The organism is Streptomyces rapamycinicus NRRL 5491 (assembly GCF_024298965.1).
Lineage (GTDB): Bacteria > Actinomycetota > Actinomycetes > Streptomycetales > Streptomycetaceae > Streptomyces > Streptomyces rapamycinicus.
The window spans coordinates 3,936,988-3,952,219 of sequence record NZ_CP085193.1 but is presented as its reverse complement, the minus strand read 5'-3'; the positions used below and the strand labels follow the sequence as shown (position 1 = coordinate 3,952,219).

At 71.1% G+C, this 15,232-nt stretch carries 15 protein-coding genes, 1 pseudogene and 1 riboswitch; of the genes and pseudogenes, 15 read left to right on the top strand and 1 reads right to left on the bottom strand.

Features of this window, described 5'->3' with window-relative positions; all coding sequences use genetic code 11:
• The first annotated feature begins 84 nt into the window (after positions 1 to 84).
• The 8 genes from lepB (at position 85) to LIV37_RS15855 (ending at position 6,866) form a co-directional block, all read left to right on the top strand.
• A complete protein-coding gene (gene lepB / locus LIV37_RS15890) occupies positions 85 to 855 on the top strand; it encodes a signal peptidase I (protein WP_121824895.1) in 771 nt (256 codons plus the stop codon).
• Positions 848 to 1,378 (top strand): NUDIX hydrolase, encoded by a 531-nt coding sequence (locus LIV37_RS15885; RefSeq protein WP_020868141.1) that lies wholly within the window; start codon positions 848 to 850, stop codon positions 1,376 to 1,378. Before lepB ends, LIV37_RS15885 begins: the two co-directional genes overlap by 8 nt.
• A 39-nt stretch (positions 1,379 to 1,417) precedes the next feature.
• Complete coding sequence (locus tag LIV37_RS15880) at positions 1,418 to 1,726, top strand: DUF2469 domain-containing protein (RefSeq protein ID WP_009714730.1); 309 nt, start codon at positions 1,418 to 1,420, stop codon at positions 1,724 to 1,726.
• A 154-nt stretch (positions 1,727 to 1,880) separates the two neighbouring features.
• Positions 1,881 to 2,240, top strand: a complete 360-nt coding sequence (locus LIV37_RS15875; RefSeq protein ID WP_121824896.1) for a YraN family protein — start codon at positions 1,881 to 1,883, stop codon at positions 2,238 to 2,240.
• Positions 2,240 to 3,862 (top strand): YifB family Mg chelatase-like AAA ATPase, encoded by a 1,623-nt coding sequence (locus LIV37_RS15870; RefSeq protein WP_020868139.1) that lies wholly within the window; start codon positions 2,240 to 2,242, stop codon positions 3,860 to 3,862. The genes LIV37_RS15875 and LIV37_RS15870 overlap by 1 nt, the downstream gene beginning before the upstream one ends.
• Positions 3,862 to 5,271 (top strand): DNA-processing protein DprA, encoded by a 1,410-nt coding sequence (dprA, locus tag LIV37_RS15865; protein ID WP_243146226.1) that lies wholly within the window; start codon positions 3,862 to 3,864, stop codon positions 5,269 to 5,271. Before LIV37_RS15870 ends, dprA begins: the two co-directional genes overlap by 1 nt.
• Positions 5,272 to 5,400: 129 nt before the next feature.
• Complete coding sequence (gene whiG, locus LIV37_RS15860) at positions 5,401 to 6,234, top strand: RNA polymerase sigma factor WhiG (RefSeq protein WP_020868137.1); 834 nt, start codon at positions 5,401 to 5,403, stop codon at positions 6,232 to 6,234.
• A 92-nt stretch (positions 6,235 to 6,326) separates the two neighbouring features.
• Positions 6,327 to 6,866, top strand: a complete 540-nt coding sequence (locus tag LIV37_RS15855) for a TetR/AcrR family transcriptional regulator (protein WP_121825434.1) — start codon at positions 6,327 to 6,329, stop codon at positions 6,864 to 6,866.
• A gap of 314 nt (positions 6,867 to 7,180) precedes the next feature.
• Here the strand turns inward: LIV37_RS15855 and LIV37_RS15850 are convergent.
• A pseudogene (locus LIV37_RS15850) lies at positions 7,181 to 7,744 on the bottom strand (peptidoglycan DD-metalloendopeptidase family protein); the annotation flags it as partial.
• A gap of 314 nt (positions 7,745 to 8,058) precedes the next feature.
• Between LIV37_RS15850 and rpsB the strand changes: the two are divergent.
• The 7 genes from rpsB (at position 8,059) to LIV37_RS15815 (ending at position 15,178) form a co-directional block, all read left to right on the top strand.
• Entirely contained in the window at positions 8,059 to 9,030 is a 972-nt protein-coding gene (rpsB, locus tag LIV37_RS15845) for a 30S ribosomal protein S2 (RefSeq protein ID WP_020868135.1), read from the top strand.
• Positions 9,031 to 9,140: 110 nt separating this feature from the next.
• On the top strand, positions 9,141 to 9,977 hold the full coding sequence (tsf, locus tag LIV37_RS15840) for a translation elongation factor Ts (RefSeq protein WP_020868134.1): 837 nt from the start codon (positions 9,141 to 9,143) through the stop codon (positions 9,975 to 9,977).
• Positions 9,978 to 10,132: 155 nt separating this feature from the next.
• Positions 10,133 to 10,915: a UMP kinase gene (gene pyrH, locus LIV37_RS15835; RefSeq protein ID WP_020868133.1), complete on the top strand. Its 783-nt coding sequence runs from the start codon at positions 10,133 to 10,135 to the stop codon at positions 10,913 to 10,915.
• A 104-nt stretch (positions 10,916 to 11,019) separates the two neighbouring features.
• Positions 11,020 to 11,577 (top strand): ribosome recycling factor, encoded by a 558-nt coding sequence (gene frr / locus LIV37_RS15830; RefSeq protein ID WP_030834259.1) that lies wholly within the window; start codon positions 11,020 to 11,022, stop codon positions 11,575 to 11,577.
• Complete coding sequence (locus LIV37_RS15825; protein WP_121824897.1) at positions 11,577 to 12,752, top strand: phosphatidate cytidylyltransferase; 1,176 nt, start codon at positions 11,577 to 11,579, stop codon at positions 12,750 to 12,752. Before frr ends, LIV37_RS15825 begins: the two co-directional genes overlap by 1 nt.
• 72 nt (positions 12,753 to 12,824) lie before the next feature.
• Positions 12,825 to 13,931 (top strand): dual-specificity RNA methyltransferase RlmN, encoded by a 1,107-nt coding sequence (rlmN, locus tag LIV37_RS15820; protein WP_020868130.1) that lies wholly within the window; start codon positions 12,825 to 12,827, stop codon positions 13,929 to 13,931.
• Between the two features lie 73 nt (positions 13,932 to 14,004).
• Positions 14,005 to 14,109: riboswitch (TPP riboswitch) on the top strand.
• Complete coding sequence (locus LIV37_RS15815) at positions 14,105 to 15,178, top strand: thiamine ABC transporter substrate-binding protein (RefSeq protein ID WP_020868129.1); 1,074 nt, start codon at positions 14,105 to 14,107, stop codon at positions 15,176 to 15,178. Its footprint overlaps the riboswitch before it by 5 nt.
• The last annotated feature ends 54 nt before the right edge of the window (positions 15,179 to 15,232 follow it).

Here is a 15,232-nt window from a genome sequence, read left to right as displayed (position 1 = left end):
CGCCGGGTAAGGTGCGGTTCCGTGTGCCCCGGGGCACACGGAACCTGATCTTCTACGTCTGTTGCGTACGGCGGGAGCACTGGAATGAGCGGAGCCCAAGGGGTGGGGGGCGGCAAGCCGCGGCGCACGCCCGGCAGCGTGCTGTCCGGGCTGGCGGTGGCCGTCGGCTGTGTGCTGTTCCTCGGAGGCTTCGTCTGGGGCGCGGTGCTCTACAAGCCGTACACGGTCCCCACCGACTCCATGACGCCGACGATCGGCAAGGGCGCCCGGGTGCTGGCGGAGCGGGTCGACGGCGGCGACGTGCGCCGCGGCGATGTGGTGGTCTTCCGCGACCAGGTGTGGGGCGACCTGCCCATGGTGAAGCGGGTCATCGGGGTCGGCGGCGACCGGGTCGAGTGCTGTGACAAGCAGGGCCGGCTGCGGGTGAACGGCAAGGTCCTCGAGGAACCGTATCTGCGCTCGGGGGAGCAGGCGTCCGCCTCGGTCTTCTCCACCACCGTGCCCAAGAACCGGCTGTTTCTGATGGGCGACCATCGCAGCGACTCCCTGGACTCGCGGGTGCACCTCACCGACGAGGCGGGCGGCGCCGTGGAGCGCGGCGCGGTGGACGCCCGGGTGGACGCCACCGCCTGGCCGCTGGGGTCCTGGGGGACCGTGGGGCGGCCCGACGCCTTCAAGGCGCTGCCGGGCGGGATCTCGCAGCCGGGGCCGCTGGGGCCGATCCTGATCGCGGTCATCGTGGGCGCGGTGCTGATCCTGGCGGGCGCGGCGCACGGGCCGATCGCCCGGCGCAGGGCGGGCGGCGGCGCCCGGCGGGACCAGGCGGCGAAGGGGAAGGTGGCCGCGAGTGGCTGAAGGGCACGGCGGAGCGGAGCGGACCGGAGCGGACGAGCGGCGGCTGCGGAAGGTCGCCCGGGTGGTGCTGCTGGATCCGCAGGACCGGATCCTGCTGCTGCACGGCTTCGAACCGGACGATCCGACCTCGACCTGGTGGTTCACCCCGGGCGGCGGTCTGGAGGGCCAGGAGAGCCGCGAGGAGGCCGCGCTCCGCGAGCTCGCGGAGGAGACCGGGATCACCGATGTGCGGCTCGGCCCGCTGCTGTGGCGGCGGATCTGCTCCTTCCCGTTCGCCGGGCGGCGCTGGGACCAGGACGAGTGGTACTACCTGTGTCGTACCCAACAGACGCCGGCGCGCGCCGGCGCCGGGCTGACGGAGCTGGAGCGGCGGAGCGTGGCCGGTCTGCGCTGGTGGACGGCGGATGAGCTGGCCACGGCGACGGAGCCGGTGTACCCGACACGGCTGCCGGAGCTGTTGCGTACGCTGCTCGTCGAGGGACCCCCGAGTGCACCGGTGATCCTGGAGACTGAGCGCGTCTGACGCACAATGGGGGGACGCACGGCTGAAGGGGAACATGCCATGAGCGCCGAGGACCTCGAGAAGTACGAGACCGAGATGGAGCTGAAGCTCTACCGGGAGTACCGCGATGTCGTCGGTCTGTTCAAATACGTGATCGAGACTGAGCGCCGCTTCTATCTCACCAACGACTACGAGATGCAGGTGCACTCGGTCCAGGGTGAGGTCTTCTTCGAGGTGTCGATGGCCGACGCCTGGGTCTGGGACATGTACCGCCCGGCCCGTTTCGTGAAGCAGGTACGGGTTCTCACGTTCAAGGACGTGAATATCGAGGAGCTGAACAAGAGCGACCTCGACCTTCCGGGCGGCTGACTGCACCTTCCGGGCGGCTGACCCACTTTCGGGCGGCTGACTCAGTCTTCCGGGTGGCTGGGTTTTCCACAGCCGGATGGCTGTCCACAGGAATGCTCCAAGATCCCTGAGCGGGGTGCGGGGGCGTCACAGTCGGTGCCGGAGGTGGTGCCGAATGAACGCCCGAGGAGCGCTGGGCCGCTATGGCGAAGGTGTGGCGGTCCGCACATTGGCGGAAGCCGGGATGACCGTCCTGGAGCGCAATTGGCGATGCCGGGACGGCGAGATCGACATCGTCGCGCTCGACGCCGGGGCGCTGGTGGTGTGCGAGGTCAAGACGCGCCGTGAGGGTGGTTACGAGCATCCGATGGCGGCAGTCGGACCGGACAAGACCGAGCGGCTGCGGTGGCTGGCGGAGCGCTGGCTGGAGCGGCACGGCGGCCCGCCGCCGGGCGGGGTGCGGATCGATGTGGTGGGGGTGGTGCTGCCCCGCCGGGGAGCGCCCGTGGTCGAGCATGTGCGAGGGGTGGCCTGATGGGGTTCGCCCGCACCTGCTCGGTGGCGCTGGTCGGCGTCGAGGGCGTGGTGGTGGAGGTCCAGGCCGATCTGGAGCCGGGAGTGGCCGCCTTCACCCTGGTCGGTTTGCCCGACAAGAGCCTGGTGGAGAGCCGGGACCGGGTCCGCGCGGCCGTGGTCAATTCCGGCGGTGAATGGCCGCAGCGGAAGCTCACGGTCGGGCTCAGCCCGGCATCCGTCCCCAAGGGCGGCAGCGGCTTCGACCTGGCCGTGGCCTGTGCGGTGCTCGGCGCGGCCGAGCGCGTGGACCCACGGGAGATCGCCGATCTGATGATGATCGGGGAGCTGGGTCTTGACGGCCGGGTGCGGCCGGTCCGCGGCGTGCTGCCCGCCGTGCTCGCCGCCTCCGAGGCGGGCTACCGCCAGGTCGTGGTCCCCGAGCAGACGGCGGCGGAGGCGGCCCTGGTGCCGGGCGTCTCGGTGCTGGGCGTGCGGAGCCTGCGCCAGCTGATCGCGGTGCTGACGGACGAGCCGGAGCCCGAGGAGGAGGAGCCCCAGGAGCTGGGCCGCCCCGATCCGATGCTGGCGGGGCTCACCGTGCCCGGCGCCGGTATGGGCACCGGTGTCGCCGCGGTGCCCGGGGCCGGGGCGGGGCGGCCCGATCTGGCCGAGGTCGCCGGACAGCGGGCCGCGCGCACCGCCCTGGAGGTGGCGGCCGCGGGCGGGCACCACCTCTTTCTGAACGGGCCTCCGGGCGCCGGGAAGACCATGCTGGCCGAGCGGCTGCCCGGGCTGCTGCCGCCGCTCACCCAGCAGGAGGCCCTGGAGGTCACCGCGGTCCATTCGGTCGCCGGGGTCCTCCCGCCGGGGCAGCCCCTGGTGGAGACCCCGCCGTACTGTGCCCCGCACCACTCGGCGACCATGGCCGCGCTCGTCGGCGGGGGCAACGGCCTGCCCCGCCCCGGTGCGGTCTCGCTCGCCCACCGTGGAGTGCTCTTCCTGGACGAGGCTCCCGAGTTCAGCGGGAAGGCGCTGGACGCCCTGCGGCAGCCCCTGGAATCGGGGCATGTGGTGGTCGCCCGGTCCGCCGGGATGATGCGGATGCCGGCGCGCTTCCTGCTGATGCTGGCGGCCAACCCCTGCCCTTGCGGGCGCCACGGTCTGATGGGCGACGTCTGCGAGTGCTCGCCCGCCACGGTCCGCCGCTATCAGGCACGGCTGTCCGGACCGCTGCTGGACCGGGTGGACCTGCGGGTCCGCGTCGAGGCGGTGAGCCGGACCGAGCTCACCGGGGCGCGTGCCGGGGCGGAGAGCAGCGCGTCCGTCGCGGTCCGGGTCAAGGAGGCCCGGGAACGATCCGCCGCCCGGCTCCACGGCACCCCCTGGCGGCTGAACAGCGAGGTGCCGGGCCATGAGCTGCGCACCCGCTGGCAGCCGTCCCCCGGCGCGCTGCGCGAGGCCGAGCGCGATATGGAGCGCGGGCTGCTCACCGCCCGGGGGCTCGACCGGGTGCTGAGGGTCGCCTGGACCGTCGCCGACCTGGCCGGGCACGACCGACCCATGGCGCCGGACATCGCCCAGGCGCTGCAACTGCGCACCGGGATCAGCCGCGGGGTGCCGGTCCCGGTGGGGGAGTGCTGATGTCGGCTTCTTCGACGGGCGGTCGCGGCGCCGTCCCCGCGCTGTTCTCCGAGCCTGGGCAGGGGCAGGGCGGCTGGGACGAGGGGCAGGCGCTCCCTGAGGGGCGGGGCGTCGCGGATGAGCGGCAGGGGTTGCCCGAGAGACGGGGCGTCCCGGAGGAGGGGCGGGAGCTCTTCGAGGAACGGGCCGCCCCGGACGTGGGGCGGGGGCCCGCTGAGCGGCTGGGCGCTCCGGGCGAGGAGCGGCTGGCGCGGGCGGCGCTCACCCGGCTCGTGGAGCCCGGGGACGAGACCGTGGGGCGCTGGCTGCGCCGTATGGGTCCGGTGGCGCTGTGGCGGGCGCTCACCGGGAAGGGCAAGCCCCCGCCCGGGGCCACCGGGGAGCGGCTGGCCGGATGTGCCCTCCGGGCGGCCGGGGTGGACCCGGTCGCCGACCTCGCGCTGATCGCCCGGTGCGGCGGGCGGTTCATCTGTCCCGGGGATCTGGACTGGCCCGGTCAGCTCGACGATCTCGGTGACGCTCGCCCGGTCGGGTTATGGGTGCGCGGCCGGGCCGACTTGCGGATGTGGGCGCTGCGCTCGGTCGCCGTGGTGGGCGCCCGAGCCTGCAGCGATTACGGCGCGCATGTCGCGGCGTCTCTCGGCACAGGGCTCGCCGAGCGGGGCTGGGTGGTGGTCTCCGGGGCGGCCCACGGCGTGGACGGCGCGGCTCACCGAGGCGTGCTCGCCGTTGGCGGGGCCACCATCGCGGTGCTCGCCTCCGGTGTGGACGTCCCCTATCCGCGTGCGCACACCGAGTTGATCGAGCGCATCGCGGAACAGGGCCTGGTGCTGGCCGAGTTGCCACCCGGAGCGCATCCGACGCGTCCCAGATTCGTGCTCCGCAACCGGGTCATCGCCGCCCTCACCCGCGGCACGGTCGTGGTCGAGGCCCAGTACCGCAGCGGATCGCTGGTCACCGCGCGCCGGGCACAACAGCTCGGGCGGTCCACCATGGGGGTGCCCGGACCGGTGACCAGCGGGCTCTCGGCCGGGGTGCATGAACTGCTGCGCGGCGAGGCCGTCCTGGTCACCGACGCCGCCGAAGTGGCCGAACTCATCGGCGGCATCGGAGACCTCGCCCCGGAGCGGCGGGGACCGCTGGTCGAGCGGGACCTGCTCGATCCCGTGACGGCACGGGTGCTGGAAGCGTTGTCGGCACGGGGCGGCAACCACCTGCGGGATGTGGCCCGGGAATCCGGGACCGGCTGCGACGAGGCCCTGGGCCGACTCCATGAACTGCTCGCCCTGGGCTTTGTCGAACGTCATGGCGATCGATGGGAGTTGGTCCCGCCCCTGCATCGGAGCGACGGCGCACGGCGAGGCGATCCCCCGAATCGGGGCAATCGGGTGAAAGGGTTGAGGCGATGACCGTATCCGCACACCGCCGAGCCGACGCCCTTCGCATACCGCGACGCCCCAGTCACGCTACGCTCACAAGGTTTCCGGCGGAAGCGTACGTCCTCACCCATGTCATGGCAGAACGGCTCAAGGCGACGAATGCCCCAGCACATCTCCGGGTCTGACAGCGCGGCGCCGCCCGCGGCCCGCGGCGCGGTGCACCCTGCCGCGCCCTCATCGCTCGACGAGCTGTGGCGGTCGTACAAGACCACGGGCGACGGCCGGCTGCGGGAGCAGCTGATCCTGCACTACTCACCGCTGGTGAAATATGTGGCCGGCCGGGTCAGCGTCGGGCTGCCCTCCAATGTCGAGCAGGCGGACTTCGTCTCGTCCGGGGTCTTCGGACTCATCGACGCCATCGAGAAGTTCGACCCCGAGCGCGCCATCAAGTTCGAGACCTACGCGATCACCCGGATCCGCGGCGCGATGATCGACGAGCTGCGGGCGTTGGACTGGATCCCGCGGTCGGTGCGCCAGAAGGCCCGGGCCGTGGAGCGGGCGTACGCCACGCTGGAGGCCCAGCTGCGCCGCACCCCCTCGGAGGCCGAGGTGGCCACCGAGATGAGCATCAGCCTCGAGGAACTGCACGGCGTCTTCAGCCAGTTGTCGCTCGCCAATGTGGTCGCCCTGGAGGAGCTGCTGCACGTCGGCGGCGAGGGCGGTGACCGGCTCAGCCTCATGGACACCCTCGAGGACACCGCGGCGGACAACCCCGTCGAGGTGGCCGAGGACCGGGAGCTGCGGCGGCTGCTCGCCCGGGCGATCAACACCCTCCCGGAGCGGGAGAAGACCGTAGTCACGCTCTACTACTACGAGGGGCTCACGCTCGCCGAGATCGGCCAGGTGCTCGGCGTCACCGAGAGCCGGGTCAGTCAGATCCACACCAAGTCGGTGCTCCAGCTGCGGGCGAAACTCGCCGACGTCGGGCGCTGAATCGTCCCTCCGGCATCCCCTCCGGGCGGCCTCTTCCGTAGAGTGGTCGGGTGCCCAGGATTCGAGCGGCCTCAGTGGCCGAGCACCGGACGATGCAGCGCGCGGCCCTGCTGGAGGCCGCCCGCACCCTGCTGTCCGAGGGCGGTACGGAGGCGCTGACCTTCCCCACCCTCGCCGAGCGCACGGGACTCGCACGGTCCTCCGTCTATGAGTACTTCCGCTCCCGCGCCGCCGTGGTCGAGGAGCTCTGCGCCGTGGACTTCCCGGTCTGGGCCGCCGAGGTCGAGGCCGCGATGGAGCGGGCCGACGGGCCTGAGGCGAAGATCGAGGCGTATGTCCGCCGGCAGCTCGCGCTCGTCGGCGACCGTCGGCACCGCGCGGTGGTGGCGATCTCCGCCGGTGAGCTGGACGCGGGCGCGCGGGAGAAGATCCGGGCGGCCCACGGCGGGCTGATCGCCATGGTGGTCGAGGCCCTCGCGACCCTCGGGCATGAGCAGCCCCGGCTCTCTGCCGTGCTGCTCCAGGGCGTCGTGGACGCCGCGGTCCGCCGCATCGAGCTCGGCGCGGCCGAGGACCCCGAGCGGATCACCGAGGCGGCCGTCGCCATGGCCCTGCGCGGCGTCCGGGGCTGACCGCCCGGCCCTTCCACTGCCCCTGCGGGCGCGCGCGGGACGCGGCCCGGACGACCGGGCGACCGGGACCGACTCGGGCGACCCAGCCGGATCCGGGCCCAGAGGGATGCCGCCACCAGCGCCGCGGCCGTCGGCAGCCGGGTGTCCCCGGCGGGGGAGGCGAGCGCGGAGACCGTGGGCGCGTCGCGCACCCCGAACACCGGGAGCAGCCGGGACGGCCCGCCCCGCAACATCGACGGCGGCAGCAGTGACAGCGGATCGAGATAACGGTCCGCGCGCCGCAGCCCCCAGTGCAGACAGCCCGACCCGCAGTGGAAGGGGCCCGGCGCCACCACGCCGACCACCTGCCCGGCGGTCACCCGTTCCCCCTTGGCCACGCTGGCGCGCACCGGTTCGTAGGTGATGCGCAGGGGAGGGGAGCCGGTCCCGGACACCTCGATCACCAGCACACCACGGCCCGCGACCGGGCCCACGAAGCTCACCCGCCCCGGGCCCGCCGCGCGGACCCGCTCGCCCGGACGCGCCGCGAGGTCGACCCCCCGGTGCCCCGCTGCCCAGGGCGCAGGAGGCGGCCGCCAGCCCCTCAGTACGGCGGGCCGCACCGCGCCCGGCGCACCGTCGACCGGCCATGACCGCCCCCCGCCCGGGCTCGACCGCTCCCCGCCCGGCGTCGACCGTCCCCCGCCCGGCCTCGTCCCCGGCTCCGGCGCCGCGCGCGATGCAGGCGCCGCGCGCGGATCCGCCGCCGCGGCCGGTGCCGTCGAAAGAGGTGTCACCGGAAGAGAGGCCGTCGGCACCGACAGCACCGACAGCACCGACAGCACCGACAGCACGAGAATCACCAGGGCAAGAGCCCAACCCACCACAAGCCTTCGCATGCCCCCACGATGGCCGGGCGGCCCGAAACGGGTGGATCATGGACGGAATCGGGGGACTACTCACGGGTTGTGGATAACGCCGTCACCCGGCACCGTACCGGTCCCGTACACTTCTTATGGCGATCCGGGTCACCGGATCGACTTCGCACGCCCCGCCACCGGTGCTCCGATCGCGCATCGGTCAGCTCGGTGGCCGCGCCCCTCGGTCCTCGGACGACCTCCCGAAAGGGCCCCGTCCGTGGCAGGCGCGCCGGGACGTCAGGAGCGGCGGCCGCCCGGCCGCCGTGGAACCGAGTACCTCAAGGAGTACGGCCATGGCCGTCGTCACGATGCGGGAGCTGCTGGAGAGCGGCGTCCACTTCGGGCACCAGACCCGCCGCTGGAACCCGAAGATGAAGCGCTTCATCTTCACCGAGCGCAACGGCATCTACATCATCGACCTGCTCCAGTCGCTGTCGTACATCGACCGCGCCTACGAGTTCGTCAAGGAGACCGTCGCCCACGGCGGCTCCATCATGTTCGTCGGCACCAAGAAGCAGGCGCAGGAAGCCATCGCCGAGCAGGCGACCCGCGTCGGCATGCCGTACGTCAACCAGCGCTGGCTGGGCGGCATGCTCACCAACTTCTCGACCGTCTACAAGCGCCTGCAGCGCCTGAAGGAGCTCGAGCAGATCGACTTCGAGGACGTGGCCGCCTCCGGCCTCACCAAGAAGGAGCTCCTGGTCCTCTCCCGCGAGAAGGCCAAGCTGGAGAAGACCCTCGGCGGTATCCGCGAGATGCAGAAGGTGCCGAGCGCCGTCTGGATCGTGGACACCAAGAAGGAGCACATCGCCGTCGGTGAGGCGCGCAAGCTCCGGATCCCGGTCGTCGCGATCCTCGACACCAACTGCGACCCCGACGAGGTCGACTACAAGATCCCGGGCAACGACGACGCGATCCGCTCCGTCACCCTGCTCACCCGGGTGATCGCGGACGCCGTCGCCGAGGGCCTCATCGCCCGTTCCGGTGTCGCCACCGGTGACGAGAAGGCCGACAAGGCCGCGGGCGAGCCGCTCGCCGAGTGGGAGCGCGACCTGCTCGAGGGCGAGAAGAAGGCTGACGAGGGCGAGAAGAAGGCCGATGAGGCCGAGGCCAAGTCGGCCGAGGCCGCCGCGGACAAGCCCGCCGAGGACGCCGCCAAGCCCGCCGAGGCCGCCGCGGACAAGCCTGCCGAGGACGCCAAGCCCGCCGAGGACGCTGCGGACAAGCCTGCCGAGACCCCCGCCGCGGGCACCGAGCAGGGCTGACCACTAAGACGTCACTCAGACGGTGTATGACGGCGGGGGACGGTGCCGGTGGCGCCGCCCCCGCCGTTCACCCGTAGAGCTTTCGACTTTCGAGAAGAGATTCACAGATCATGGCGAACTTCACCGCCGCTGACGTCAAGAAGCTCCGTGAGCTGACCGGCGCCGGCATGATGGACTGCAAGAAGGCGCTGGACGAGGCCGAGGGCGTCGTCGACAAGGCCGTCGAGATCCTGCGCGTCAAGGGCCAGAAGGGCGTGGCCAAGCGTGAGAGCCGCAACGCCGAGAACGGTGCTGTCGTCTCCCTCATCGCGGACGACAAGTCCTCCGGCGTGCTGGTCGAGCTGAAGTGCGAGACCGACTTCGTGGCCAAGGGCGACAAGTTCGTCGCCGTCGCCGACGCCATCGCCGCCCACGTCGCCAAGACCTCCCCGGCCGACCTGGAGGCCCTGCTGGCCTCCGAGATCGAGGCGGGCAAGACCGTTCAGGCGTTCGTCGACGAGGCCAACGCGACCCTCGGCGAGAAGATCGTCCTGGACCGCTTCGCGCAGTTCTCCGGCGGTTTCGTCGCGGCGTACATGCACCGCACCAGCCCGGACCTGCCGCCGCAGGTCGGCGTCCTGGTCGAGCTGGACAAGGAAGACGCCACGGTCGCCAAGGACGTCGCGCAGCACATCGCCGCCTTCGCCCCGAAGTTCCTCACCCGCGACGAGATCCCGGCCGAGACGGTCGAGAACGAGCGCCGGGTCGCCGAGGCCACCGCCCGCGAGGAGGGCAAGCCCGAGGGCGCCCTGCCGAAGATCGTCGAGGGTCGCGTCACCGGCTTCTTCAAGGAGAACGTGCTGGTGGACCAGCCGTTCGCCAAGGACAACAAGAAGTCCGTCCAGAAGATCCTGGACGAGGCCGGTGTCTCGCTCAAGCGCTTCGCCCGTTTCCGCGTCGGCGTCTGAGCCGAGCAGCGAATGACCGGCGACCCCGATAGGGTCGTAGGCAGCCAACCGTCGACCGGTCGGCCGCAGATGTGACGAGGAGGCCATTGCCGCAGAGGTCGTAACAGGACCCGTCCGGCAGTGGCCTTCTTCGTATGTGCACGAGGAGATCTCCAATGAATCACGGCGCGGACGCCAAACAGGCCGCCGATGACAAGAAGGCGCACGGCGCGGCCCCACACGGTCGCTTCCTGCTGAAGCTGTCCGGCGAGGCGTTCGCCGGAGGCGGGGGACTCGGTGTCGACCCCGATGTCGTGCACGCCATCGCCCGCGAGGTCGCCGCCGTGGTCAGGGACGGTGCCGAAATCGCCATCGTCATCGGCGGCGGTAACTTCTTCCGCGGTGCTGAGCTGCAGCAGCGCGGTATGGACCGGGCCCGCTCGGACTACATGGGCATGCTCGGAACCGTCATGAACTGTCTCGCCCTCCAGGACTTCCTGGAGAAGGAGGGCATCGACTCCCGCGTCCAGACCGCCATCACCATGGGCCAGGTCGCGGAGCCGTACATTCCGCTGCGTGCGGTGCGCCATCTGGAGAAGGGGCGTGTGGTCATCTTCGGCGCGGGTATGGGTATGCCGTACTTCTCCACGGACACCACCGCGGCCCAGCGAGCGCTGGAGATCGACGCGCAGGCCCTGCTCATGGGCAAGAACGGCGTGGACGGGGTCTATGACTCCGACCCCGCCCGCAACCCCGACGCGGTGAAGTTCGACGCCCTGGAGTACGGCGAGGTGATCACCCGGGACCTCAAGGTCGCAGATGCCACCGCGATCACCCTGTGCCGGGACAACAAGCTGCCCATCCTCGTCTTCGAGCTCCTGGCCGAAGGAAACATCGCGCGTGCGGTGAAGGGTGAGAAGATCGGCACGCTGGTGAGCGACCAGGGCTCCCGGGCCTGACGGCTCGAACGGGGGATGGACAACGGCCTGCCGGTCGGACACCGTGCAGGAGAAGACGCACGCAGGGGCGAGGCTCTGCTTACTGATAACACCAGGAGCAAGTGGTGATCGAAGAGATCCTCCTCGAGGCCGAGGAGAAGATGGAGAAAGCCGTTGTGGTCGCCAAGGAGGACTTCGCCGCGATCCGCACCGGGCGTGCGCACCCGGCGATGTTCAACAAGATCGTGGCGGACTACTACGGTGCGCTGACGCCGATCAATCAGCTGGCGTCGTTCTCGGTGCCGGAGCCGCGGATGGCCGTGGTCACGCCGTTCGACAAGACCGCGCTCCGCAACATCGAGCAGGCGATCCGGGACTCCGATCTGGGCGTCAACCCGAGCAACGACGGCAACATCATCCGTGTGGTGTTCCCCGAGCTCACCGAGCAGCGCCGTAAGGAGTTCATCAAGGTCGCCAAGGGCAAGGGCGAGGACGCGAAGATCTCGATCCGCAGCGTCCGCCGCAAGGCCAAGGAGTCCATCGACAAGCTGATCAAGGACGGCGAGGTCGGCGAGGACGAGGGGCGCCGCGCCGAGAAGGAGCTCGACGACACCACGGCGAAGTATGTCGCGCAGGTGGATGAGCTGCTCAAGCACAAGGAAGCCGAGCTCCTCGAGGTCTGATGAACGACTCTTCCTGGGGGGCCCCACCAAGCGCCGGACTCCGGGGACCGGGCCGTCAGGGCACCTCCCCCGGCTATGGCTGGGAGGTGCCCACTTCTTCGGCGGGTCCCGCGCACGAGGTGGGCGAGGCGGCGCAGACTCGCCCCATGCCCACCGTGCCCCACGCGGGCGGCGACTCCGGCGAGGCCGCCGACCGTGACCGGGGGGCCGCTCGGCTGAGCGGCCCCCTCTTCCGCGACGAGCGGGAGCCGCAGCCCGGCCCCCGGCAGCCCGCCGGGCGTCGGCCGACGCCCTCCGACCCCGCGCCCGACCCGGCCTCCGCCGACGGCGCGCGTGGCGCCGGCGCCGGGCAGGGCAAGAAGAGTGCGGGCCGGAACCTGCGCGCCGCGATAGGGGTGGGCATCGGCCTCGGTGTGATCATCTTGGCCTCGCTCTTCATCTACAAGCCCGTGTTCGTCGGCGTGGTGGCGGTCGCGGTGGTGGTCGGGCTCTGGGAGCTGACCTCGAGGCTGACCGAGCGCAAGGACATCCGGGTCCCCCTGGTGCCGCTCGCCGTCGGCGGGGTCGCCATGGTCGTCGCCGGCTATGTGCGCGGCGCCCAGGGAGCAGTGGTGGCGGTCGCCCTTACGGCGCTCGCCGTGCTGGTCTGGCGGATGACCGAGCCGCCCGACAACTACCTCAGGGATGTCACCGCGGGCGTCTTCGCCGCCTTCTACGTGCCGTTTCTGGCCACTTTCGTGGCGCTGATGCTCGACACCGACGACGGCCCGTGGCGGGTCCTGACCTTCCTGCTGCTGACCGTGGTCAGCGACACGGGGGCGTACGCGGTGGGCTGGCGCTTCGGCAAGCATCCGCTGGCCCCGCGCATCAGCCCCGGCAAGACCCGTGAGGGGCTGCTGGGAGCGGTGGCCTTCGCGATGGTCGCGGGCGCGCTGTGCATGCAGTACCTCATCGACGACGGCGTCTGGTGGCAGGGTCTGCTGCTCGGCCTCGCCGTCGCGGTCAGCGCGACCCTCGGCGACCTCGGTGAGTCCATGATCAAGCGTGACCTCGGCATCAAGGACATGGGCAAGCTGCTGCCCGGCCATGGCGGGATCATGGACCGGCTCGACTCGCTGCTGCCCACCGCGCCGGTGGTGTGGCTGCTGCTGGTGATCTTCGTGGGCGGCGGCTGACCACGCCCGCCCACGGGCCCCGCGCCACTCCCGGCGCGGGGCCCTTCGTACGTCTGCGACACTGGGAAAACCATGCCTAAGCCCGGAGAACTCACCTTCGTCGCGCCGCGTGGGGCCAAGAAGCCCCCGCGGCATCTTGCCGACCTCACACCCGCCGAGCGCCGGGAGGCCGTCGCCGCCCTCGGGGAGAAGCCCTTCCGGGCAGGTCAGGTGTCGCGTCACTACTTCGCGCGCTTTGCCGAAGACCCCACTCAGTGGACCGATATCCCGGCCGCGGCGCGCGAGAAGCTGGCCGCCGGGCTGCTGCCGGATCTGATGAGCGTGGTGCGGCACATCAGCTGTGACGACGACACCACGCGCAAGACGCTGTGGCGGCTGTTCGACGGCACGCTCGTGGAGTCCGTCCTGATGCGCTACCCGGATCGGGTCACCATGTGCATCAGCTCACAGGCGGGCTGCGGGATGAACTGCCCGTTCTGCGCCACCGGGCAGGCGGGGCTGGACCGCAATCTGTCCACCGCCGAGATCGTGCACCAGATCGTCGACGGGATGCGGGCCCTCCGGGACGGGGAGATCCCCGGTGGTCCGGCCCGGCTGTCCAACATCGTCTTCATGGGCATGGGCGAGCCGCTGGCCAACTACAACCGCGTCGTCGGCGCCATCCGCCGGCTCACTGACCCCGAGCCCGATGGGCTCGGTCTGTCGCAGCGCGGTATCACCGTCTCGACCGTCGGCCTCGTCCCGGCGATGCTGCGGTTCGCGGACGAGGGCTTCAAGTGCCGGCTCGCGGTGTCGCTGCACGCGCCCGACGACGAGCTGCGCGACACCCTCGTGCCGGTCAACACCCGCTGGAAGGTGCGCGAGGTCCTGGACGCCGCGTGGGAGTACGCGGAGAAGTCCGGCCGCCGGATCTCCATCGAGTACGCGCTGATCAAGGACATCAACGACCAGGCGTGGCGCGCCGATCTGCTCGGCCGGCTGCTCAAGAGCCACCGGGTGCATGTGAACCTCATCCCGCTCAACCCGACGCCAGGCTCCAAGTGGACGGCGTCGCGGCCCGAGGACGAGAAGGCGTTCGTGGCGGCCCTGGAGGCCCATGGGGTGCCGGTGACCGTCCGGGACACCCGGGGCCAGGAGATCGACGGGGCCTGCGGGCAGCTGGCGGCTTCGGAGCGCTGAGCACCGGCTGATAGGGTGCCTGGGGATCGGTGCGCCATGCGATCGTCATAGAACTGAACATCCGTACAAGTGAACATTCCGACAGGGGAGCGCTCAGAGCGCTGAGAGTGCGGCACGGCCGCAGACCCTCGGACCTGATCCGGGTCATACCGGCGTAGGGAGTCAGCATCACCATGAACAGTCAGCTTCGGCGTGCCATCTCGGCCGCCCTCCTCGGCTCACTGGCCCTGGGGGCGCTCGCCGGCTGCGGCGAGGACACCAAGAGCGGCTCGGACTCCAAGACGGTCACCCTGGTCACGCATGACTCGTTCGCGGCCTCCAAGGCGGTCCTCAAGGAGTTCACCAAGGAGACCGGCTACAAGGTGCGCGTGCAGGCAGGGGGCGACGCCGGAGCCGCCGTCAACCAGGCGATCCTGTCCAAGGGCCACCCCCAGGGCGATGTGTTCTTCGGCGTCGACAACACGCTCCTCTCCCGCGCGCTCGACAACGACCTGTTCACCCCCTACACGGCGAAGGGGCTCGACAAGGTCCCGGCGGCCCTCCAGCTCGACCGGGCCGAGCACCGCGTCACCCCCGTCGACTTCGGCGACATCTGCGTCAACTACGACCGGAAGTACTTCGCCGACAAGAAGCTGACGCCGCCCCGGACGCTGGACGATCTGACCAAGCCCGCCTACAAGAACCTCCTCGTCACCGAGAACGCGGCAACCTCGTCCCCCGGTCTCGGCTTCCTCCTCGCCACGGCCGCGAAGTACGGCGACGACGGCTGGAAGGGCTACTGGAAGAAGCTGCGGGCCAACGGCGTCGAGGTCGTCGACGGCTGGGAGCAGGCGTATTACGACCGGTTCTCCGGTTCGGCGGGCGGCGGCAAGGGCGACCGGCCGCTCGTCGTCTCCTACGCCTCCAGCCCGCCCGCCGAGGTGGCCGACGCCAAGAGCAAGCCCGCGAAGGCGCCCACCGGGGTGGCGACGGGCACCTGCTTCCGGCAGGTGGAGTTCGCCGGGCTGTTGAACGGCGCGGGCAACACCAAGGGCGGCAAGGCGCTGCTGGACTTCCTGCTGGGCAAGCGGTTCCAGGAGGACGTCCCGCTGAACATGTACGTCAACCCGGTGCGCGAGGACGCCAAGCTGCCGGAGCTGTTCACCCGATACGGGGTCAGGATCGCCGACTCGGCCACCCTGGCGCCGCAGAAGATCGCCAAGAACCGTGAGCCGTGGGTCAAGACATGGTCCTCGCTGGTCCTGTAGAGCCCCGCGAGAACCGTAAGAAGGCCGACGGCCACCGTAAGGCCGACACGGCGG

Coding starts and splice junctions, on each gene's coding strand:
- lepB (WP_121824895.1), top strand. CDS start 85: ATGAGCGGAGCCCAAGGGGTGGGGGGCGGCAAGCCGCGGCGCACGCCC.
- LIV37_RS15880 (WP_009714730.1), top strand. CDS start 1,418: ATGAGCGCCGAGGACCTCGAGAAGTACGAGACCGAGATGGAGCTGAAG.
- LIV37_RS15875 (WP_121824896.1), top strand. CDS start 1,881: ATGAACGCCCGAGGAGCGCTGGGCCGCTATGGCGAAGGTGTGGCGGTC.
- LIV37_RS15870 (WP_020868139.1), top strand. CDS start 2,240: ATGGGGTTCGCCCGCACCTGCTCGGTGGCGCTGGTCGGCGTCGAGGGC.
- dprA (WP_243146226.1), top strand. CDS start 3,862: ATGTCGGCTTCTTCGACGGGCGGTCGCGGCGCCGTCCCCGCGCTGTTC.
- whiG (WP_020868137.1), top strand. CDS start 5,401: ATGCCCCAGCACATCTCCGGGTCTGACAGCGCGGCGCCGCCCGCGGCC.
- LIV37_RS15855 (WP_121825434.1), top strand. CDS start 6,327: ATGCAGCGCGCGGCCCTGCTGGAGGCCGCCCGCACCCTGCTGTCCGAG.
- rpsB (WP_020868135.1), top strand. CDS start 8,059: ATGGCCGTCGTCACGATGCGGGAGCTGCTGGAGAGCGGCGTCCACTTC.
- tsf (WP_020868134.1), top strand. CDS start 9,141: ATGGCGAACTTCACCGCCGCTGACGTCAAGAAGCTCCGTGAGCTGACC.
- pyrH (WP_020868133.1), top strand. CDS start 10,133: ATGAATCACGGCGCGGACGCCAAACAGGCCGCCGATGACAAGAAGGCG.
- LIV37_RS15825 (WP_121824897.1), top strand. CDS start 11,577: ATGAACGACTCTTCCTGGGGGGCCCCACCAAGCGCCGGACTCCGGGGA.
- rlmN (WP_020868130.1), top strand. CDS start 12,825: ATGCCTAAGCCCGGAGAACTCACCTTCGTCGCGCCGCGTGGGGCCAAG.
- LIV37_RS15815 (WP_020868129.1), top strand. CDS start 14,105: ATGAACAGTCAGCTTCGGCGTGCCATCTCGGCCGCCCTCCTCGGCTCA.